The organism is Alloscardovia sp. HMSC034E08, from assembly GCF_001813415.1.
GTDB classification, from domain to species: Bacteria; Actinomycetota; Actinomycetes; order Actinomycetales; family Bifidobacteriaceae; genus Alloscardovia; species Alloscardovia omnicolens.
Map to the genome: position 1 here is coordinate 1,206,726 of NZ_KV812468.1, position 21,115 is coordinate 1,227,840.

Here is a 21,115-nt window from a genome sequence, read left to right on the forward strand (position 1 = left end):
ATGCCACTTTTGAAGCCATTTTTGCGCATCAAAAGTGGCATAAGAGGTGTATGAAACGGTTAAGCAGCTAATCGAGTAACCAACAAGCCGCCCCACCCATTGTGGATAACATTCCCCGCAACAGGCAGTTATCCACATTTTTATGCGTGTTGCACGCGAATAACCCCTCTAGTTATCCACAATATGCGGATAACACGGTGGATAACTTGGGGATAAACGTGTCGAATTGCTCACATTCCCCTATTATGCGTGAGAATTTCCCCACAAGAGGCAAACTTGTCCATACTATTATGTCTATGACTTCTGAGCAGAACAGCGCCACTACTCCGACCAGCGACTCCTTCCTCGCCGACGCCTCTCCTCGCGCAGTGCGCAAACAGTTGGCAGCCATTGCCATCCCTACCTTGGGTCAGCTCATTGCCGAACCTATTTTTATTTTGGCCGATACTGCTTTTGTGGGCACTATTTCCAACACTGCTCTGGCGGGTCTGTCTATTGGATCCACAATTATTCTCACCTCAGTTGGCTTATGCCTCTTCCTCGCGTACTCCACCACTTCGCGCGTGTCCATTCTTATGGGTTCGGGTCGCACACGAGAAGGATTAAAAGCAGGAACATCGGGCATGTGGCTTGCCACCCTGATTGGCGCAGTACTCACACTCGCCATCGTTGACGGAGCGTATCCGATTAGTTATGCTCTCGGCGCGCGCGGCGCTGTGCTCGACTCTGCAACAGTTTACGTGCATACCGCAGGTTTGGGCATTACGGGAACTCTTATTGCTTATGCTGCTAACGGCATGTTCCGCGGCCTACGCAAAGCAAACATCACCCTGTGGTCTGCGGTGGCAGGAGCCGTAGTCAACATTCTTCTCGACGCCCTCTTCATCTTCGTCTTCCACTGGGGTGTTGCCGGCTCGGGAATTGCCACCGGCATTGCGCAGTGGCTCATGTGTGCCATCGTTGTGCTCTACCTGCTGCCCATTCTTCGTCGCCATCAGGTTACACTCAAGCCTAACTTCGCTGGCGTAAAGGAAAGCGCGGGAGACGGTCTTATGCTTTTTGTGCGCACAGCCGCTTTGCGCGTAGGAATGATTGCCACTGTTACGGTTGCCACAGCTATGGGAACCCGCGTTCTGGCTAGCTTTCAGGTAATTAATTCCTCTTGGAATTTAGCGTTAAATGTTCTCGATGCCATTGGAGTTGGCGGTCAAGCACTGGTGGGCGCTGCTTTGGGCGCAAAAAATATTAAGCTTGTGCACGCTCTTATTAAAGAGATTGAACGCGCCGGCATTATTTGGGGAACCTACGTTGGCATCCTTTTTGCGATTTTAGGATATTCAGGCGCACACCTGTTTACGACTGACTCGGCAACAGAAGGGATTATTGCTATGTGCGCTCTTGTTGTGGGAATATTCTTCCCGTATCACGGCTGGCTCTGGGCGCTCGACGGTGTTTTGATTGGAGCAGGTGACTTTACCTATTTAGCCAAGTTATGCTCGGTTTCCGCTGTAGCACATATAGTATTTTTGATTATTACTTTCTTTGCTGTGCACGGTGCTTCCGAGTTGATTCAGGCGATAGCTTTGTGGCTCGTTTTTAATATTGTTTTTATGGGTATCCGCGGTATAGGAAATATAAACCGCGCGCATACAGATACCTGGATACGCGCGGCAATAGAGGATTAGAGAGCGTCTACGCCCTGCTCGTGTGTGCGCACTCGGGTTACCGATTCCACAGGAATAACCCACACTTTACCGTCACCAATAGTGTTGGTACCTGCTGCCACACAAATAGCGTTGACTATTGAATCAATAGCAGCATCTTCTGCCACAATTTCAAAACGGACTTTCGGCAAAATATCTACCTCAACAGATGTTCCGCGAAAAACTTCTGTATGCCCATGCTGACGACCGTAGCCATGCGCTTCCGAAATCGTTAAACCGTGCACTCCCACGCCAGCCAAAGCGCTAACGACGTCATCAATCTTATCCGGCTGAATAATTGCAGTTATGAGTTTCATTATGCGTGCCTTCCAATAGACAGTGATGTGCTCGTGAAATCATAAGAACGTTCACCGTGCTGAACAACATCAATTCCAGTAATTTCTGCATATGTGCTACTGCGCCAGCCCATAGTCTTCTCCAAAGCAAAAGCAATAACAAACGTTACTGCAGCAGAGAAAATAATCGCAATCAACGCAATAATAATTTGAACGAGAGCTAGGCGGAAATCTCCATGAGTAACCAAACCTGAGCCAGCAGAGAAAACGCCTACGAACACAGTTCCGAGCACGCCTCCCACACCATGCACGCCCACAACATCAAGCGAATCATCGATGCCGAGCTTAAACTTAACGCTAATAGCTACGCAGCATACAGCTCCCACAATCAAGCCGATAATAATGGAAGCCAGAGGAGAAACAACATCAGCAGATGGAGTAATACCCACCAAACCGGCTACCATACCTGAAGCAGCGCCCACAGGAGTGGCGTACTTCGTGCGGATCTTTTCCACAAGCAGCCATCCGAGCGTTGCAGCTCCCGCGCACAAAGTGGTGGTAATAATCGCATAAGCAGCAGTGCCGTTCGCAGCAAAAGCGGAACCGCCGTTAAATCCGAACCATCCGAACCACAGCAAGAAAGCACCCAACAGAACAAACGGAACGTTGTGAGGCTTAAAAGCAGCAGCTCCAAAGCCCTTGCGTCGTCCCACAATCATAGCCACAACAAGAGCGGCAATAGCAGCGTTAATATGCACAACCGTGCCACCTGCGAAATCGTGCGCAGGAACGCCAAAGAACTTGGAAATCGCGCCATCTGCAGAAAGTAAACCCTTATTCCATAGCATATGAGCCATCGGAGCGTAATCGAAAATAACCCATAATAGAGTGAAAACAAGCCACGTGCTAAACTTAACGCGCTCTGCCAAAGCACCGGAAATCAAAGCAACGGTAATAATTGCGAAGGTCATTTGGAAGAAGGCGTCCACCGTTACTGGGTATGCGCCTGTTCCTGTATCTGCTGAAGACGTGTATACGCCGTCTTTCACAGCAATGACGTCGTGGAAGAACGCGCCAGTAAATGGGTTGCCGAAGACACCTCCCACAGATTTACCGGTATACGCAATTGACCATCCGCACGCAGCCCATGCAAGAGCAACAACGGCAATTGTTCCCACGGACAGCATCATCATGTGCAGCACAGCTTTTGCGCGCACCATGCCGCCGTAGAAAAATGCCACGGCTGGGGTCATCAGAAAAACAAGACCGCTCGATATGAGCATCCACGCGGTATCCCCTGAGTTCATAATCTCCTCCTTTTTCTCCAGTAGGTATATGGCTATTCAAGGAGGAGTTTGTGAAGGAGAATCGCCAAATGTGTAACTGGAGTATTACGTGACGCAATCTGAGTGGCGTCTCACGTTTCGGACGTGTTTCGGAAGATGGTTTCAGTGTTAGCACTAACACATTCTATTTCCCTTATATTTCCTTGGCTTACGAGCAATTGTTTCGTACTGTTTTCGGGAAGATGCGAAGTATGGCGATTTTTACTTGCTTTAGAGACTGGCGGGTGTTCAATATGTGGACTTTGGGACGTGGCGGAGTATGACAATCCGCAGAGATATTGAGCTTCTGGAACACGTGGGAGTAGATTTTAGTGTATGCGGTTAAACGTATAACCGACAACGTGAAACGTGACTTGCTCTAGCGTTCCATGATTCACGCATGAGCAAGGGCAGAAAACACTCTCAATGATGGACGCCAGCGTTGTGAGCGTGGAATGCTAGCAACTTTCAGGAACATATAAGAGCTGCTATTACGTGAAAAATGGACGCAAGCATTATTAGCATTCCGCGCTCACAACCGCCACGCACCTGCAACCTACACGACCCCACTAAACTCCGAAAAACCGCTTTATATCAATTCGCGTGTTGTATCTGATGACGCATCACACCCGTCCTGACTCACACCAGCCAGCCCCTATAAAACAATCCAAGCACAAGAAAGGCGATTACCCTTTGCCCATCGCCCCGCAATAAGCAGCAACAAGCAGCAATAAGCAGAAGATAATCGCCAAGCTCTTAATAAAAACTGAAACTATGCGCCCAAAATACCGTCTACGAAGCCTTCAGCATCAAAGCGTGACAAATCATCAGGGCCTTCGCCGAGACCTACGAACTTCACAGGCACACCCAACTCACGCTGCACTGAAATCACAATGCCACCTTTAGCAGAGCCGTCAAGCTTCGTCAGCACAATGCCAGTAATGCCAATAGCTTCAGCGAATACTTTCGCCTGAGTCATGCCATTCTGTCCTGTTGTAGCATCCAAAACGAGCAGAACCTCCCCAACCGGCACGCGTTTTTCTACCACACGACGGATTTTGCCAAGCTCATCCATAAGATTTGCCTTGTTCTGCAAACGTCCGGCAGTATCTACAATCAAAACTTGAGCGCTGTCATTTTGCGCTACCTCGGCAGCCTCGAAAGCAACAGAAGCAGGATCTGCACCTTCTTTATCGCTACGCACCACTTTCACGCCCACTCGGTCTCCCCAAGTTTGCAGCTGGTCAGCAGCAGCAGCACGGAAAGTATCAGCAGCTCCAAGCACAATCTTTTCATAGCCCTCGCCAATGAGCAGACGAGCGAGCTTACCTGTTGTTGTTGTTTTGCCAGAACCATTCACACCCACCATCATGAGCACGTGAGGTTCAACAGTCTGCGCGCTTTTCATGAGCTCAAGATCGCGGTTGTAAGCGTTACCGTTTTTATCAGTATTCACGGCATGCAGCAGCTGAGTGCGCAGCAAAGAACGGATTGCGTTGGCATCGTTCGCATTAACAACGCGAGCATTGCGGCGAAGTTCTTCCACAATATCCATGGAGGTATCTGTGCCCACATCAGCAAGAAGTAAGGTATCTTCTACCTCTTCCCAGTCAGCTTCACTCAGATTATCGCGCGTTAAAATATTGAACAGCGCTTTACCGAACGGATTAGCTGACTTAGCCAAGCGAGAACGCAGACGCTGCATGCGCGTGCTACCGTCTTCAGGAGTGTCGAGGCTGGCTGAAGCTGATGGTTCATCGGCTGTCGATTCAGCAATCTCCGATTCAGGCTGCTCGATCTCAGGTTCGGACTGCTCTGACTCTATCTGCTCAGCTGTCTCAGCCTTCTCATCAGGAACTGTCTGAGCTGTATCGTCTTTCGCTGCGTTCTTGCGCTGCCAAGCAACAACAGCCAAAATACCAATCGCCACAACAGCAATCACAACGGCAATAATTGCCCATAAAACATGAATATCCATAAATCCCTACTCTCTCACGCTCAGCTAAAACTACTAACTATTTCTGTTCTGGAGCATTCTCATCCGCGTCATCCGCTTCATCGGTACCATCCGCATCACCCGTGCTCTTAACGCTTTTCTCAGCAGCCTCAAAATCGCTACGTTTCAAATGCATCGGCACTACAGAAGAATGCTCGCCCAAATATACCGGGGATTCTTGCGTAGACTCTGCTGTTACGTTCTCGCGCAGCTGAGCAGCTAGCTCATGAATGCCCTCTTGAGGCGCGTACGAAACGGGAGATCCAGCTGTGCGAGGAATACGTTTTTTGTTCTCTTCTGAATCGTCATCGCGTTCAAATGAACTTAAACCGCTCGCTTGATTATTAATCACAGCCTCGCTCTGCGCCCATCGCACAATAAAGTAAACAAGAATGCCTACTATAACAAGCCAAAAAATAATACCGAGAACCATACTGCTAGTTTACATGACCCCACTAGAGGCACCTATATCCATGAGCCATTGGCGCACATCGTTACACTCATCGAGACTGACCGCATGGTCAAGCGTTTTATACTCGCATAACTTCAAGAAAGAGTTTTCCTCTAGAAAAGCTGCGAGCGCGTTTGATTCGAAACGAGGTATAACGTCGTCACGCAGGCCATACGCATAAAAGATTGATGGCGATTTTAGCTGCAACGCTGCGTCTTCAGGCGCTGACCCAGGAACAGCTGCGTCCGCGATAAAGCCCGATAAGCAGACTGCCGCTTTATATCGCTGTGGATTGACGCGCATGAGATGTACGGCAAGCGCACCTCCTTGAGAGAAGCCAAAAGGAATGACTTCGCGCTCGTCAGGAATATAGTCGTTAACCCAGTTATCAATGGCAACAGCGGCGGCATACATATCTCGATCACGGTCATCGCCTTGCGGAACGGCTTCGTGGAACCAGCTGAATGCACCGCAGGTTTTAGAGGCTAGCCCCACTGCATCCTCGTCCATAAAAACACCCATATCGTTAGGGTCGAGCAGAGTTAGAGGACCGCGCAAAGACACGTAATCGCTGTGCGGGCTCACATAATTGCCGAAGAACTCTGCAATATCGTCCTCATTCGAACCCCAACCGTGAAGCAGAACGAAAAGAGGACGTCTCGGGTTATTCATGCCACGTCCACGCGAAAAGAGGGCTTGCTCTACCTGAAGTTCATCACCAAAGCGACCGGAAATTGCTGTGGCAGCCCTGCCTGGCTCAAGAGGCGCGCGAGCTTTGTGTGTACTCATGCTTCTACTCTAGCGCGGGCGGGCTATGTGCGAACTTCCATGTTGCATTCATACTGAAATAAAATATAATTATCAGTATGAATGCAACAAATGACAGTAGTAACGACCCGATAGGTAAAGATTATGTCTCGAGAATCAATGAACACCTCAGACAAAATAACGGACTAATCAGCGCTACGGATGCTCGTTCGCAACAAATTCCTACTATCTACCTAAGCCGTCTCTATAAAGCAGGACGTCTACAAAAATTCGCTCTTGGTCTATACGCAAACGCAGACGTACCTTTCGATAACCTTTATATTTTTCAATACCGCTACACGAAAATTATCTATTCATACGAAACAGCTCTCTATCTATTAAAACAGACGGATATTCTGCTGCATGAAATATCGATAACTGTAGAAAATGGTTATCACCTTAACCAAGTAGAACCAAATATCCATATCACTTATGTAAAGAAAAACCTCCTTGAGCTCGGTGTAATGGAAACCTCGACGATGTTCGGTAACACAGTTAGACTTTATTGTTACGAACGTGTTCTTTGCGACTGTATTGCGCACAAAAACAAAATCGACTCTGAACTTTATGGAAAAGTTATTAGAGGTTATGCGGCATATTCAAACAAAAATCTCCCTCTCCTGTGGCATATTGCCCACAGCATGAAGATTACTGCGCGCGTTCGAAATATTATGGAGATTATTTATGAATAGGGTTATATATGAAAACACAGCGCTGAAATTAGTTAAAGAACTGCACATATATACCTAACCTCCAGCTCTAACCAGCCTGCACGCTACACTAGAGTTATGCTTTTAAGTGATCACGATATTATTCAAGCTCAGTCTACGGGTGCAATTTCATTGACGCCGTGGACGCCGCAAATGGTTCAGCCTGCGTCCATTGATGTGCGCCTTGACCGCTTTTTCCGCGTGTTTAACAATCACAAGCACACATATGTGGATCCTGCAGAAGACCAAGGTGATTTGACCGAATTGTTGGAGGTTGAGGCCGACCAGCCATGGATTTTGCATCCCGGCGAATTTATTTTGGGCTCCACCTATGAATACGTGAAGCTAGGAACGTCTATTGCGGCTCGGTTAGAGGGGAAGAGTTCGCTGGGACGTCTGGGCATTCTCACGCATTCTACAGCAGGTTTTATCGACCCAGGTTTTGAAGGTCATATCACTTTGGAGCTTTCTAATGTCAGCACGCTTCCTGTGAAGCTGTGGCCAGGCATGAAGATTGGTCAGATGTGCTTCTTCCAACTGTCTAGCCCAGCCGAGCATCCATACGGTAGCGCGCATAACGGGTCACACTATCAGGGACAGCGCGGTCCAACCGCTTCCCGTTCTTTCGTGAACTTCTATAAAGCCGATGTCTCTGGAGAGGTTTCTATTCATGACTAATTCCCCTCAAACATGCATACAGTCACGTAAATCGCGTCGTCATGGTCGAGATTTTATTATTCAATCAACGCGCCGTCTTGCTGCTCAAGTCAGCGGTATCTTTGCCGTTCTTTTCGTACTTATCACAGCACTCGTCTGGCCTGGTGTAACGAAATCTTTCGATCTGAGCACAACTAAAGCAGTTGTTGTACATCGTAACGGTTTCCTCAATACTGTTGCACCCCTAATTTCTACTATCGGCGGCACAAAAATTGTTCTCGCGTTCTCGCTGATTTGCCTCGGTTTGCTCGCATGGCGTAAGCACTGGCTGCAAGCGAAAATACTCTTTGGCGCCTTAGCCGGCGACGTGATTATTGTTACGGCTTTTAAGCGCATGATTTCGCGCATGCGTCCAGATAAGCAGTTCTGGCTCGGCAGCGTAGAAGATCAGCAGTCTTTCCCATCCGGACATTCAGCGAATAACACCGTTCTGTGGCTTATGCTCGCGATTATTGTGAGCACTTTAGCTCGCACAGAAGTACAGCGCGCATGGGCTCGCGCTTTGAATATTCTGGCTGTTCTCATGCCTCTTTTCATCGGACTGAGCCGTATTTACGTGGCACATCACTGGACTACCGATGTGCTCAGCGGATGGTCATTGGGCATTGCATGGGTCGCCTTTGTTACATGGATTTATTTCGGTGAGCTTGCCAAGCTACACGCTCAAGTTTCACAACATCAAGCTCCTCAGCATAAGGAAAGGAAGTAATTATGGCACGAGGTTCAGGCTTAGTAAAAATTCTTGCAGGTGCTGCGGCAGTTGCAGGTGCTGCATGGGCTTTTGACCAGTACGCTCAAAAGAAGCATCAGCGTTCGGGCGTATCTTTAGCTATTAACACCGGTTTGGAGCTGTACCCTCGTCGTTCTGCTCAGCAGGAGATGGCTTGGCTCGACGAGCGCAAAAATACTGAACGTACAGATGCGGGCGTTCCAGGAGTTATGCTTAAGTCCGGTTTGGCTTCCGTATATGACGACGGCAATGACGCTGAGTTAGATACTTTTGGCATGACCACCTACCGCATTGCACCTAAAGATTTCTCGCGCACGATTGCGCCTCATACCACGGTTATTTTTGTGCATGGTGGCGGATATGTGCAGGGGATTAATCCAACACATTTGCTGTTCCTGCACCGTTTTGCTCGTCAGTGCGGTGTGAGCGTGCTTGTTCCTGATTACGATCCAGCGCCTTACGGTACTGCAGCGGACGCTTTCCGCCGTATTACAGGCTTGTACACCGCGTTGCGCGAAAAGCATCCAGAAGAGAAGGTTGTTTTGATGGGTGACAGCGCTGGAGCAGGTATGATTTTCGGTCTCGCTATAGATTGGGCTACTCAAGGCATTCAAGCTCCTGAAGGCATTATTGCCATCAGCCCTTGGGTTGACGCCACTTTGAGCAATCCAGAGATTGATGCTTATGTTGAGCGCGATCCTATGCTTGACATTAACCGCTTGCACGTTGACGTTCACGCTTGGGCGGACGCATGGAACGTAAGCGATCCTCGCATTTCGCCTATTCGCGCTGATTTATCCGTACTGAAGAACTCCGATGTGACTGTTTTGGTGGGTACAGACGAGATCTTCTACCCGGATGTAGTTGACTTCGCTCAGTGTTTAACAACAGCAGGCGTGCGCACCAAGTTACATATTGGCGAGAAGATGATTCATGATTATCCGCTGCTTCCGATTCCAGAAGCACAAGAGCCAATGAACCAAATTGAGATGGCAATGATTGAGGCAGTTATCAACTAAAATCAAGCGTCTTTACCACGAGACCTGTTCTCTCTTATGTTTTTCCATAAGCTGGAGAGCGGGTTTTGTTATGAGTTGTAGGGCTTCGGCTTTTACCTGCGGTCATGTGTACAGGTTACGAATGAAGATTTCTGCTGTATCTTTCACCACTATTGATAGCTGTACGTCTTAAAGCTGTTTGATTCTGTAAATCAGAACTGGTAAAAGCTTTACCACGTATAGCTAAAAGCAGCTATGAAAGATACAGCAGAAAACGTCCCCAGAACGCATAAAAATACTGCGCCTAGCAAACATAAGTAAGTCAGACGCAGCATTTATGAACCGGAAGTTCTACAGCTCTCCTATGCAACCTTCTTGAGCATCACGCGCACAAACAGCTTGTAAATCTCCGAGAAGATGAGAACCGCAGCAGCCAATCCAATAGCCTCAAACCACTGATGCAGATCCAAAGGTGAGGTTCCGAATGCCTCATTGAGCACTGGAATATAAATCACAGCCAACTGCAGCACGATCGACAATCCAATAGCCGCCCAGAGCCATCCATTCGAGAAGAGGTTCTTAAACGCCGATTCAGTCCCTGAACGCGATGCCAAAGCGTTAAACAGCTGGGCAAACACCAAAATCGTAAAGCCCATTGTGCGTGCCATCACCATCGGTTCTGAGTGCAGATTCTGCAACGCAGGAGTGTCAGTAAAAATGCCACCAGGCAAATATAAATCAATGCCGATAAGCGTTACAGCAGCCATCACCAAACCAGTGAAAACAATGTTGGACCACATAGCAACGTCAATCACGCGATCGCCCATCTTACGAGGCGAACGACCCATCACGTCATCTGTCTGACCATCCACCCCCATAGCCAAAGCAGGAGCAGCGTCGGTCAGCAAGTTAATCCACAACAACTGTGTAGCCAGCAGCGGCACGGTCACGCCCGTAGAATGTGGGTCGTTAATGCCCAAAACTCCTGCAAGCACAACACCAAAGAAGACCGTAAACACTTCGCCCACGTTCGAGCCGAGCAGGTAGCGCAAGAATTTGCGAATATTGTCGAAAATCACACGACCTTCGCGCACAGCAGCCACAATGGTAGAGAAATTGTCATCCGCCAAAATCATCTTGGCAGACTGCTTGGTCACTTCCGTACCCGTAATGCCCATAGCCACACCAATATCCGCGGACTTCACAGCCGGAGCATCGTTCACACCGTCACCGGTCATAGCCACAATATTGCCCTGAGACTGCAGCGCCTTAACAATGCGCAACTTGTGTTCTGGTGCCACGCGAGCATACACAGATACTTCTGTCACAGCCTTCTGGAACTCGTCATCGCTCATAGCGTCGAGCTGGTCGCCGGTCAAAGCGCGGCGTGCCGCGCTTCCCGAAGTTCCCAACGACACACCAGAACCAACACCAGAACCAACACCAGTCTCCGCTCCAGCATCTTCCCCAATAATGCCCAAATCAGTAGCAATACGAGCTGCGGTCAGCGGATGATCGCCCGTAATCATAATCGTGCGAATGCCTGCACGGTGAGCCTCAGCAATAGAATCACGCACTTCGGTACGAGGCGGATCAATAATACCCACCATACCCGTCCAAATGTAGTCGCGCTCAATCACGTCATCTTGCTCAGAAATATCGGACACACGACCGCTTGCATCAGTGCGGATGCCCTCAATATCTGCCAAGCGGTTCACCTTCAGCGGGCGATACGCCTGACCAAGCGTACGGTACGCCTGATTAGACAAGCGTTCTACTTGGGACAGAATGTTAGCGCGATCATCGTCCGTAAGCGCACGCACAGTTCCATTCACTTCAATAAAGGAGCAGTGCGAAAGCAGCACATCAGGAGCACCCTTGGCATATGCGGTCATCGAGTGATCGTCACTCTTATCGTGACCAATAACCGTCTGCATTTTGCGCTCAGAAGTGAATGGAATTTCTGCCACGCGCTCCACGCCCTGATAATTATGCAGAGCGCTCACCTTGCGAGCAGCTACAAGCACAGACGCTTCGGTCGGATCTCCCACAATCTCCCAGTTCTTCTCGCCAGCCTGAGGCTTATGAAGTTCAGCATTATTCGCCAAAGCACCAGCAGCCAGCGCGAGCTCAACCTCATTACGCAGTGGAGACTGAGCGGACAGCTCAGTACCGTCAACGTTGAGAAGCTTACCCGTTGGATTGTATCCAGTTCCAGTAATTTTCACTTCACCGCTTGGAGTAATGATTGTTTCCACAGTCATTTCGTTGCGGGTTAAGGTACCAGTTTTATCAGAGCAAATAACAGATGCAGAACCAAGAGTTTCTACAGACGAAAGCTTCTTCACAATGGCATTATGCTGAGCCATACGTTGCACGCCCAGAGCAAGAACCACGGTCATAATTGTTGCTAAGCCTTCTGGCACGGCAGCAACCGCAAGAGACACTGCCAACAGCAATGACTCAATCACGTCTTCAATTGTGTGGAAACCAGACATAATCCACAAAGCGCCCAGAACTACAAAGGCAATAGCAACAACTGCAATGCCCAAAATCTTGGAAACGTGATCCATCTCCTTTTCGAGAGGCGTGGATTCTTCTGTTGTTTGCGATAGCATGTCTGCAATCTTGCCCACCTGAGTATTCATACCCGTGGAGGTAACGATTGCGCGACCAGTCCCCTGTGTAATTGAAGTACCGTTAAAGACCATATTTGTGCGGTCTCCCAACGATTTCACAGAGTCTAAAGTAAGCACTTTCTTTGCCACAGGCAGGGACTCGCCAGTCAGCGATGCTTCTGCCACGCGCAAACTAGCGGCTTCAAACAGACGTCCATCTGCAGAAATCGTATCGCCTTCAGCCAAAATCAACACATCGCCAGGCACCACATCTGCTGTAGCAATAGATATTACGCGACCGTCACGTAAAACAGCCGTCTGCGGCGTAGCCATCTGAGCCAGCGCTTCTACTGCTGCTTCTGCTCGGTTCTCCTGAATAAAGCCAAGAACTGCGTTAACAATCAAAATCAAAATAATAACAATGCAGTCGAAAGGCGCAGGCTCAGCATGCGTTGGGTTCGTGCTACGTTCAATAATCCATGCAGCAAAAGAAATAACGGTTGCTGCGAGCAAAAGATAGACAAGCGGATCTTGGAACTGTGCTAAGAACTTCTTCCACGCTGGATCTTTTGGTTTGGAAGCCAGCGCGTTTGGCCCGAACTTTTCGAGACGAGCCTGAGCCTCAGCAGACGACAAACCGTGCGTAATGCTCGTATTCATCGCAGTTTCAACGCTGGATACTTCGCTAATCGATGGATCTGTTCCCTCAAAAGGGGTCAGATGCTGTTGAGTTGTGCCGAGAGAATCGGTCATCAGTATCTCCTAGTTTCGCCGCAGAGTAGTCAACACATGAAGGAGAATTCATCTGTTGTGCGGACATGAATATGTGTAGGTTTTATTGTAGTGTAACGCATGGTTTTATAACGACAATGACGCACTTGGCATAGGCAGTTTTGGCGCGGGTTTTACAAAAGGTTTACACAGCGAGGAAAACAAGCGCTGATTTTCGGATAAGGGAAACAGTTTCATAAATACCTCGCGCTAAGATTGATGCATGACTGAGCCAATCCGACCTGCAGATTTGAACCGCGCGAGCGCTGAATGCGAGACAGGCGCTGAGAACAGTATGACCAGCGCTGAGAACAGTGGGAGCGGAAACAATACGTATGTTGCACCGTTGCCCGCACCGAATTCTCTTGTAGCCGAACCTGCGAACGCCCAGACCGGCGCGTACAGCCCGAACGCTATGCATCCTATAAAACCTGCGAAAGTTAAGCGCGCACCTCGGCACGCTCCATCTCCGTATGAGCCAGCTCCTTCACCGCTTTACAACGCCGCTTATCCAGCAGCCTTCGCTTATTCAGCCGCTCCTTCAGCGCCTTATGCCTCACAGAGCAACCCTGACCTCCGTGCGCCGCGCGATTCTGCGTATCCTGCATATTCCATTTATTCTGCGCCGCTAACAAGTGGTCCTATGGCAGCAGTCCCAACGAAGGCGAAAAAAATTAATATTCGACCAGCGCTATCCTACACAGCTCCTCGCGTTCCTGAGCCTGTGCAGACCACCTACACCCGTCCGTGGGAGCTTATCCGCCGTGATGACTGGTACAAAGGCCATGGTTACGCTGCCACTTTGCGCGACACTTTCCGTAATCCGTGGTGGAAGCCCGTAGCCACAACATTTATTTTTGTGCTCTTTTATTTACTTGTATCCTTGGCTTTGTACGTAGTTGCTGGCTTAGCAGCTTTCGGACAGCTCAGCATTTATATGTATCAGCAATATATGGGGCTTTCTCCTGAGAATTTCCTAGCCAACCCTGCAAGCCCCACAGTCATTCTTCTGACTTTCGGTGGCGTTGCCATTATGCTCCCTGCTTTGTGGTGGACTATTCACACGCTTAAATCCCAAAGTTTTGGCTCTTTGTCAAGCGTATACGGTCATTTACGCTGGTCGGCTATGTTTAAGTCAACCGCTGTTGCGTTTATTTTCTTCGCATTGCTTAATCTCGCTTCCATTATTGTGGCTACAGCTAGTGGAGAAAAAGTGACTCCACATGCGCCATCGATTGTGTCGCTTTTGCTGATTATTACGGTTATTCCTATTCAATGCGCTACTGAAGAGTACGTTTTCAGAGGGTTACTTCTGCAAGCTATGGGACGTTGGCTTCCGCGCATTACGCATGTTCTCGTTCCAATTATTCCTGCGCTTATTTTTACGGCTATGCACGACTATGATTTGATTGGGCTAACAACGATTTTCAGTTTGGGTGTTATTACCGGTTATCTTGCCATGTATTTAGGCGGATTAGAAGCAGGCATCGGTATGCATATCGCTAACAATGTGAGTATTATGCTGTTTGCAGCTTTTGGTTTTGCTGACGGTGGAGATAGTGATTCTGCCACGTCTCCAATTTTTGCCTCGATTGATATTGCTGTACAAATTACTATTGCTGTGATTATTGTCTATTTCGCTGTAAAACGCGGATGGTTTGACGCTCCAGGACGCGATTACGCTCGTGAGTTTTATGATGGCATGATGCAGTCTGTGACGTCATGGAAACAGCGTCGCTCTATGCGAAAACAGATGAAGCGCTATTACCAGCAGCAACGACAGCAGCAGATGTATTTTGCTTATCCGCAACAACCATCAGCGCCTGTGCCGCCTCAACCACCATATAGGTAAATGGTGAGATATTGAGTGCCTCTGCTCTACGCAGAGGCACTCGTTTTTTAGGAGAGAAAACGAAGTCTAATCAATTCCTAGCCATGAGCGCGTCAGATGCGTGTAATATACGCCAGCTGTTTCGCGTTCCCACAGCAATCCCACATCTCCATCAGGTCTAACAGACATGCACTGATACACATAGTGATATGGATTAAAGCAACGCGAATGTTTCCATGTATGTCCTCCATCCTCACTGTACCGCAGTACTCCGCATCCGCGATAAGGGCGCATAAGACAAGCATTAGCAAAGAGAACTCTATGTGAAGCCTCGCCGTATGTCCAATCTTCTCGGTCTGGCAAAGTAATCGCATTAGGTTGGCTGAAGATATCAGGAATATTTGGGTCAAACTCTAACTCATCCCACGTATTACCACCGTCATGGCTGATAGCTTTCCCCACACGCCCACTATGATGCTGATTTCTAAAGAAAACGACGACGACACCATTACTGTCTTCAATAAAAACTGATTCATGCGTTGTGACATCATTATCGCCAATCTGAGTTACATCAACCGATACACCATTAACCACACGGTTCTCATTAATGCAATGCCCTCGATACCATGTATTACCACCATCATCTGAGATAAGCGCTCCACCTGCTGAATATTGTGGATTTGCCGAACAGCAATAATATGGCACTAAAAGACGTCCTGCATATGGTCCTGTGCTGAGTTGAAGTCCGTTTCCCGGGCTTGTTCCCAAAAATCCCATCCACTCTTCTCGTAACATCCAATCAATATAGCGCGGTTTTGACCATGTGGCTCCGTCGTCATCTGAGTGAACTTCTACGAGATAGCTCGTTCTAACGGTTAACAGCGTTTCATTCTCATCAATACCTTTTTTGAAGAAAATATTTCCTCCGTCTCTACCGTTATAGGTCACATAGCCGTCTTCATCTACTGTATAAGCCGATGCTGGAGTAGCCTCAGAATCATTGTTAGTATCTGCCTCTACTGTTCCGTCACTATTGAGGTAGTAGCTATTATCTTGATCATCAGTAAGAATAAGTCGTCCTTGATCATCCGTACCGCGGCGTTGTATCGCATTGGCAAAACCGACCCCACCAGGGAAATGATCAACAAGAACAATCACACGACCCGTATTGCGGTCAACAAGCATACATGAATCAATAAGACTAGCTCCATCTACACTTGGTCCATCTTTATCCGGATATGAAATAACTGTTTGTAAATCATTCCATGTATGTCCACCATCAAGACTGCGCCGAATAACAAAATGAATTTTGTTCGGAGCATCATTAGAAATAACCACGCGCTGATCACAACCCGCAATCACTACTCCGGAAGGCGTAGTCACCATCGAGGGAATTCGATAGCTCGCTGACCCCTCAAAACCTTTATCAAAAAGAGCTGTAGTAGTTACAGGCTCTTTATGAGATAAAGAAGCAATCTGTCCATCAGTCAGTGCATATGTATAAATTCCGCCACTGCGTACTTCTCCAAAGAGACGAACTCCGTGAGTATCTTCACCAATACTGAAATAATCGATGCCACCAACTGCCTCACACATATACTGTCCAGGCTCATGAATAATCAAGGAACCATTCACATAAATATCTATAGCGCCACGGAAGGCCCTGACAACAACATCGTGAAATTGCCCATCATTCCAATAACCTGGAGCACGGTACTCGTTCCATCCGCCATTTATATACACTTTGTAGAGGAAGCCGTCATCATCAATACTTAAATTCAATAGCTCCTGATTATCACGTGAGGCAGCAATAATAGTTCCATACTGATTAATACCTCTCACCCTAAAACGAGCGTATAAGGTTCCCGTATGCATCGTACTAATGCGATTAATATCAGGCTCAGCTAAATATGCGGCTGCAAATTCAATATCAGCTGCTGGACACTCATAACGATTACAAATCTCCTCTGACTTCAAAGTGTTCAGCTCAATATCAACATCATAAACGTGCAAGGTATTAGATTGAGCATTTTGAAGTACGGTATCTTCCTGTGGCTGAAGATTCGTGGCACACGAAAAGACCTGATACCCATCAATATAAATACGAGTACCAAAAGATCCAAAGCTTAAGACCAAAGCGTGCTCTGTACCGCATGCAATACCATAACTATCTTCAATATCTAAGCTAAAGCTCCCGCTTTCTACTAGTAGTGATCCGTGAGCAATACGTAGTTCTAATTGAGACTCGCCATTACTATTTATAGCCTGAGTAAGTACGCCATCTGTAGATGCTTGAAAACGTAAACTTACACTCGAATATTCTTGTTTCCACACCAAACGATGCACATCATTGTCAATCATGGTGATTAATCCTTACTATTTTTATACGGTTACGCCATATCTGCAAACAAATTATGTAAATAAATCATTGCAGCGCATCCACAAACCACGATGTAATAGTTGTAGGATGAGTAATCGCTGTACCAACAACAGCAGACCATGCACCCATACTCATAACACGAGCAAGATGTTCTGGAGTGTGAATACGACCTTCACACAGCACAGGAACATCAGGAAAAGCATCAATCATCTGCTGCAATAACTCAAAATCAGGCCCGTGTGTTTTCTCACGCTCTCCCGTATATCCACTCAATGTTGTGGAAATAATATCAGAGCCTGCTTCAACTGCCATACGAGCATCAGCAAAACTACCGCAATCAGCCATTACCAGCGTTCCCTCGTTATGCAGTGTTGTAACTGTTTGCTCATAACTTAAACCATCAGGACGGGGACGACGAGTGGCGTCTAAAGCGATAATGTCTGCTCCTGCGGCCATACAACAACGAGCATGACGCAAGGTTGGAGTAATGAATACTCCTTCGTGACCATCTTTCCAAATACCTATAACCGGAACATCAACCTGCCCCTTAATGGCACTAATATCAGCAAGTCCTTGACATCGTATACCTACTGCACCACCAGCTACAGCCGCTTGAGCCATACGTGCCATAATCTCAGGTTGACGTAGTGGCTCACCAGGATATGCCTGGCAACTCACAATTAAGCCACCCTTGAGCTGCTGAATAAGTGGATGAACCATTCTAATCTTCCTTTCTCATCTCTCCATTGAGTACTTCTATACAGTTTCAGATTTACGTAGTCAAAGCGTTTTAATGTATTCACTCACGGCGTATGCCGCTCCCACTAGGGGTGCATCATCGCCTAAATTCCCTTGAATAATAGGAGTCGCACTTATAAGAGGTAGTGCTGCATGCGAAAAACCTGTATACACGCCTTGCCACCACACTTCTCCAGCTTTCACCACTGACCCTGAAACCACAATTACATCAGGATCAAGGAGATTTGCCATTCCTGCAATACACTCACCTAATGCTGTAGCTGAGATTTCAATTACTCGCCGTGCGAAATGCTCACCTTCATTCATGCGGTTCACGACATCGAGACCACTGCGAGCTGGTTGAACATATTCCTGACCATTTTCAATAGTTGAGTTTTCACTACGCAATAGGTTATACAAGGTTGCAAGACCCGTTCCTGATGCTACAGGTTCAATATGTCCACAAGTTGTTCCACAAGAACATGTCACCCCCACGCCCAGAGCATGCGAAATATGACCAACATGTCCTGCTACACCATGAGCACCAGTTATCAGTTCTCCCGAACGAATAATAGCTCCACCAATACCTGTGCCTACTCCCACAGACAGCACCGACTCATGTCCTCGACCTGCTCCATACTGCGATTCGCCTAAACCGTGTGCTCCAACATCTCCCACCATATACACAGGTAAATGCCCAACTAGATCACTTTCATGAATTGCCTGTGCCACATGCTGGCCTGCCCAGCCTGGCATGATGTTGGTTGCAGCAGCAATGCGCCCATGCTCACTATCAACTACACCAGCAGTTCCTATGCCAATACCAGTAATAGGTATTCCTTGCTTGCTCGCAAGACGAAACTGCCGTTCGATGAAGTCAACGAGGCGATACAAAACATCATCACCGCCCTTCTGCGCGCATGTGGGCATACGATTTTTATCTATGACCTCATATGTCCCGTAACTCATACACACAATAGCCGAAGCGATTTTTGTTCCACCAATATCCACAGCTATATAGAAACGGTCAGATACAACATCATCAAGATGTAAATCATAATCATCGTGAGCACAAAACATTGTTCATAACCTCGTACGTTGTTGACATATAACTTAATCGCGTTGCTAGGTCTGCATTGGCAGGAACACATACTTTCACTCCGCCATACCCGTGCTCTAGCCACTGCTTACTCTCACATGCACTAGTAACACAAGCTTCGATATGTTCAGGTGTCATTAAGCTAGTTTTCTCGAAAGTACTCAAAGGAAGATGCCCATCAATCCACTCGTATCCATACTGTGATGCTTGAGGTCCTGCACCAGAAAACATCAGTCCCGTAAGAACACCTGCACACGCACATTCTTCAATATGCTGCTTAGCCGTCCAAGGATTTCTATCTTCAATAACAGAGCGCCCCCAATTAATGGTGATACCTACATTAAATTCTCGCGCTAATTCAATTTCTTCTTCCAACGTTAGGAAACCCTTTTCTGGCGATTGCACCTCTTTGTAACGGTCGCAGTGCTCAATAACTAGGCGAATACTGTTATGCTCCCACCTATTTATTTCTTCTAAAGATGCTTTCATTGCATCAACTTCAGCAATTTTTGAAGGAGCTGAATGAATCTGCACATAACGGATATCTTGGCTTCCCCGAAGCTGCGCAAAATCGCCAAGAGCGTAAAAAACATTTCTTAAATATGTGAGGGCTTCACGCCTACCTGATGATGAGGGGCTTGCTAGACCAAAACTTGGGTTCACAGCGAGACTCTGCATCGTGCCGGGAATAAGAGTGACATTATTGTGATGCCAATGTGTTGGTAAATGAGCAGCAAGCCATTTTCTCTCACTCGCATCTGCAAGCTCGCCAGGAAAAGGGAGCTCTGCTCCGCTAATCCACTCTTCATGGCCAAGCAAAGCATAATATTCTTCACGTTTCGCCTTATCTGAAGGCTGTGAGGCGTATACTCCCGCGACGGTTGTTATTCCTACCATTAAGAACACTCCCTTGTGCTACTTTTCGATGAGACAACTCAACATGTCGTACTCAGTATATCATAGATTTGTCTGATGTCTGATAATTTGATAGAATACGTGTATTACCATTGCTTCGCTCGACGTATACACTAGTAAGTAAGTGTTGGAGTCAGAGGCATAATTCGTTCATGCAACGGCGCAGATGAAGAAGGAGGGTATTATGGCACCTGATTTCAAAAAATCTACATTGGAAATTCAGAGTGTAGAGGGTTTAACTGATGCTTTAATCCCACGTATTTCCGAGCCATCCTCTACACGCAGGCGCGTAGATACAACAATGGATGCAATAAAATCCTATATCCTTCGTGAAGGCTTACAGATTGGAGACCCCATCCCCACTGAGTCTGAGCTGTGTGGGCATTTAAAGGCAGCACGGTCCTCAGTACGCGAGGCGATACGTAAACTTGAAGCATTGGATATTGTATCTGTGGTTCATGGCAAAGGCACTTTTGTAGGTTCTCTATCATTTGACCCACTTGTCGAAGCTCTCTCTTTTAAGGCTATGATGTCCAGCGACGACAGCTACCGAAATTTAGCCGATATTATTGAGTTACGTAAAATTTTAGATCAAGGATTAGCTCCTGAAGTAGTAAGCCACGTTCAGAGTTTATCTACCGACGATATTGCTCGTTTACATACTGTAACAGAGAATATTACAGCAAAAGCTCAAGATGGACATACTTTTCTTGAAGAAGACATAGCTTTTCACCAAGGACTGATGGATTCGCTTGATAACGCCGTGGTCAAACAACTATCGCGTAGCTTATGGCTTGTGCATATGGCAGTAGCTCCGGCGTTAAACGCGGAAATTACTGCTGATCTTATGCATTCAGCTCAAGCCCATATAGATATGCTTAATGCCGCGGTCAATGGAGACATCGAAGCATATCGCGAAGCAGTCAATTCGCATTATCAACCGATTGAGCACATAGTTCGTACACGTCTTCATTCATAACGCATAACACATGGATAATCGTTACGGATTAATTGTTCTCAGCATAAAAAC

General features: G+C 47.4%; 17 protein-coding genes. 7 read left to right on the top strand and 10 right to left on the bottom strand.

What is annotated here, in order from left to right; translation table 11 throughout:
* Positions 1-296 precede the first annotated feature (296 nt).
* A complete protein-coding gene (locus HMPREF2909_RS06790) occupies positions 297-1,685 on the top strand; it encodes an MATE family efflux transporter (protein ID WP_071416022.1) in 1,389 nt (462 codons plus the stop codon).
* Here the strand turns inward: HMPREF2909_RS06790 and HMPREF2909_RS06795 are convergent.
* From HMPREF2909_RS06795 to HMPREF2909_RS06815, 5 genes are all read right to left on the bottom strand, one after another.
* Entirely contained in the window at positions 1,682-2,020 is a 339-nt protein-coding gene (locus HMPREF2909_RS06795; protein WP_021617424.1) for a P-II family nitrogen regulator, read from the bottom strand. The two genes, HMPREF2909_RS06790 and HMPREF2909_RS06795, sit on opposite strands and share 4 nt — an antisense overlap.
* On the bottom strand, positions 2,020-3,306 hold the full coding sequence (locus tag HMPREF2909_RS06800; RefSeq protein WP_071415685.1) for an ammonium transporter: 1,287 nt from the start codon (positions 3,304-3,306) through the stop codon (positions 2,020-2,022). The genes HMPREF2909_RS06795 and HMPREF2909_RS06800 overlap by 1 nt, the downstream gene beginning before the upstream one ends.
* A gap of 790 nt (positions 3,307-4,096) precedes the next feature.
* Entirely contained in the window at positions 4,097-5,302 is a 1,206-nt protein-coding gene (gene ftsY, locus HMPREF2909_RS06805; RefSeq protein WP_071415686.1) for a signal recognition particle-docking protein FtsY, read from the bottom strand.
* Positions 5,303-5,339: 37 nt separating this feature from the next.
* Positions 5,340-5,753: a hypothetical protein gene (locus HMPREF2909_RS06810; RefSeq protein ID WP_071415687.1), complete on the bottom strand. Its 414-nt coding sequence runs from the start codon at positions 5,751-5,753 to the stop codon at positions 5,340-5,342.
* Between the two features lie 9 nt (positions 5,754-5,762).
* Entirely contained in the window at positions 5,763-6,560 is a 798-nt protein-coding gene (locus tag HMPREF2909_RS06815) for an alpha/beta hydrolase (RefSeq protein ID WP_071415688.1), read from the bottom strand.
* Between the two features lie 77 nt (positions 6,561-6,637).
* On the opposite strand from HMPREF2909_RS06815, the gene HMPREF2909_RS06820 reads away from it, so the two are divergent.
* The 4 genes from HMPREF2909_RS06820 (at position 6,638) to HMPREF2909_RS06835 (ending at position 9,754) form a co-directional block, all read left to right on the top strand.
* Positions 6,638-7,270 carry a type IV toxin-antitoxin system AbiEi family antitoxin domain-containing protein gene (locus HMPREF2909_RS06820; protein ID WP_071415689.1) on the top strand — a complete coding sequence of 211 codons (633 nt, stop codon included), beginning with the start codon at positions 6,638-6,640 and terminating at the stop codon, positions 7,268-7,270.
* A 96-nt stretch (positions 7,271-7,366) separates the two neighbouring features.
* Positions 7,367-7,966, top strand: coding sequence for a dCTP deaminase (gene dcd / locus HMPREF2909_RS06825; RefSeq protein WP_071415690.1), 600 nt, complete (start codon positions 7,367-7,369; stop codon positions 7,964-7,966).
* Positions 7,959-8,714: a phosphatase PAP2 family protein gene (locus HMPREF2909_RS06830; RefSeq protein ID WP_071415691.1), complete on the top strand. Its 756-nt coding sequence runs from the start codon at positions 7,959-7,961 to the stop codon at positions 8,712-8,714. Before dcd ends, HMPREF2909_RS06830 begins: the two co-directional genes overlap by 8 nt.
* Positions 8,715-8,716: 2 nt before the next feature.
* Positions 8,717-9,754 carry an alpha/beta hydrolase fold domain-containing protein gene (locus HMPREF2909_RS06835; RefSeq protein WP_071415692.1) on the top strand — a complete coding sequence of 346 codons (1,038 nt, stop codon included), beginning with the start codon at positions 8,717-8,719 and terminating at the stop codon, positions 9,752-9,754.
* 341 nt (positions 9,755-10,095) lie between these two features.
* On the opposite strand, the gene HMPREF2909_RS06840 is transcribed toward HMPREF2909_RS06835, so the two are convergent.
* A complete protein-coding gene (locus tag HMPREF2909_RS06840) occupies positions 10,096-13,104 on the bottom strand; it encodes a cation-translocating P-type ATPase (protein WP_071415693.1) in 3,009 nt (1,002 codons plus the stop codon).
* A 241-nt stretch (positions 13,105-13,345) separates the two neighbouring features.
* Between HMPREF2909_RS06840 and HMPREF2909_RS06845 the strand changes: the two genes are divergently transcribed.
* Positions 13,346-14,974 carry a CPBP family intramembrane glutamic endopeptidase gene (locus HMPREF2909_RS06845; protein ID WP_071415694.1) on the top strand — a complete coding sequence of 543 codons (1,629 nt, stop codon included), beginning with the start codon at positions 13,346-13,348 and terminating at the stop codon, positions 14,972-14,974.
* Between the two features lie 66 nt (positions 14,975-15,040).
* On the opposite strand, the gene HMPREF2909_RS06850 is transcribed toward HMPREF2909_RS06845, so the two are convergent.
* The 4 genes from HMPREF2909_RS06850 to HMPREF2909_RS06865 form a co-directional block, all read right to left on the bottom strand.
* Positions 15,041-17,314: an exo-alpha-sialidase gene (locus HMPREF2909_RS06850; protein ID WP_071415695.1), complete on the bottom strand. Its 2,274-nt coding sequence runs from the start codon at positions 17,312-17,314 to the stop codon at positions 15,041-15,043.
* A 64-nt stretch (positions 17,315-17,378) separates the two neighbouring features.
* Entirely contained in the window at positions 17,379-18,053 is a 675-nt protein-coding gene (locus tag HMPREF2909_RS06855; RefSeq protein WP_022856625.1) for an N-acetylmannosamine-6-phosphate 2-epimerase, read from the bottom strand.
* 60 nt (positions 18,054-18,113) lie between these two features.
* Positions 18,114-19,151 carry an ROK family protein gene (locus HMPREF2909_RS06860; protein ID WP_071415696.1) on the bottom strand — a complete coding sequence of 346 codons (1,038 nt, stop codon included), beginning with the start codon at positions 19,149-19,151 and terminating at the stop codon, positions 18,114-18,116.
* Positions 19,132-20,067, bottom strand: a complete 936-nt coding sequence (locus HMPREF2909_RS06865) for a DUF4862 family protein (protein WP_049215843.1) — start codon at positions 20,065-20,067, stop codon at positions 19,132-19,134. The genes HMPREF2909_RS06860 and HMPREF2909_RS06865 overlap by 20 nt, the downstream gene beginning before the upstream one ends.
* Positions 20,068-20,269: 202 nt before the next feature.
* On the opposite strand from HMPREF2909_RS06865, the gene HMPREF2909_RS06870 reads away from it, so the two are divergent.
* Entirely contained in the window at positions 20,270-21,064 is a 795-nt protein-coding gene (locus HMPREF2909_RS06870) for a FadR/GntR family transcriptional regulator (protein ID WP_071415697.1), read from the top strand.
* Positions 21,065-21,115 lie beyond the last annotated feature (51 nt).

What these genes read in the sequence shown, in the direction of transcription:
- HMPREF2909_RS06835 (WP_071415692.1), top strand. Translation starts at nt 8,717, where the DNA reads ATGGCACGAGGTTCAGGCTTAGTAAAAATTCTTGCAGGTGCTGCGGCA.
- ftsY (WP_071415686.1), bottom strand. Translation starts at nt 5,302, where the DNA reads ATGGATATTCATGTTTTATGGGCAATTATTGCCGTTGTGATTGCTGTT.
- HMPREF2909_RS06800 (WP_071415685.1), bottom strand. Translation starts at nt 3,306, where the DNA reads ATGAACTCAGGGGATACCGCGTGGATGCTCATATCGAGCGGTCTTGTT.
- HMPREF2909_RS06840 (WP_071415693.1), bottom strand. Translation starts at nt 13,104, where the DNA reads ATGACCGATTCTCTCGGCACAACTCAACAGCATCTGACCCCTTTTGAG.
- HMPREF2909_RS06850 (WP_071415695.1), bottom strand. Translation starts at nt 17,314, where the DNA reads ATGATTGACAATGATGTGCATCGTTTGGTGTGGAAACAAGAATATTCG.
- HMPREF2909_RS06790 (WP_071416022.1), top strand. Translation starts at nt 297, where the DNA reads ATGACTTCTGAGCAGAACAGCGCCACTACTCCGACCAGCGACTCCTTC.
- HMPREF2909_RS06860 (WP_071415696.1), bottom strand. Translation starts at nt 19,151, where the DNA reads ATGTTTTGTGCTCACGATGATTATGATTTACATCTTGATGATGTTGTA.
- dcd (WP_071415690.1), top strand. Translation starts at nt 7,367, where the DNA reads ATGCTTTTAAGTGATCACGATATTATTCAAGCTCAGTCTACGGGTGCA.
- HMPREF2909_RS06815 (WP_071415688.1), bottom strand. Translation starts at nt 6,560, where the DNA reads ATGAGTACACACAAAGCTCGCGCGCCTCTTGAGCCAGGCAGGGCTGCC.
- HMPREF2909_RS06830 (WP_071415691.1), top strand. Translation starts at nt 7,959, where the DNA reads ATGACTAATTCCCCTCAAACATGCATACAGTCACGTAAATCGCGTCGT.
- HMPREF2909_RS06820 (WP_071415689.1), top strand. Translation starts at nt 6,638, where the DNA reads ATGAATGCAACAAATGACAGTAGTAACGACCCGATAGGTAAAGATTAT.
- HMPREF2909_RS06865 (WP_049215843.1), bottom strand. Translation starts at nt 20,067, where the DNA reads ATGGTAGGAATAACAACCGTCGCGGGAGTATACGCCTCACAGCCTTCA.
- HMPREF2909_RS06870 (WP_071415697.1), top strand. Translation starts at nt 20,270, where the DNA reads ATGGCACCTGATTTCAAAAAATCTACATTGGAAATTCAGAGTGTAGAG.
- HMPREF2909_RS06810 (WP_071415687.1), bottom strand. Translation starts at nt 5,753, where the DNA reads ATGGTTCTCGGTATTATTTTTTGGCTTGTTATAGTAGGCATTCTTGTT.
- HMPREF2909_RS06845 (WP_071415694.1), top strand. Translation starts at nt 13,346, where the DNA reads ATGACTGAGCCAATCCGACCTGCAGATTTGAACCGCGCGAGCGCTGAA.
- HMPREF2909_RS06795 (WP_021617424.1), bottom strand. Translation starts at nt 2,020, where the DNA reads ATGAAACTCATAACTGCAATTATTCAGCCGGATAAGATTGATGACGTC.
- HMPREF2909_RS06855 (WP_022856625.1), bottom strand. Translation starts at nt 18,053, where the DNA reads ATGGTTCATCCACTTATTCAGCAGCTCAAGGGTGGCTTAATTGTGAGT.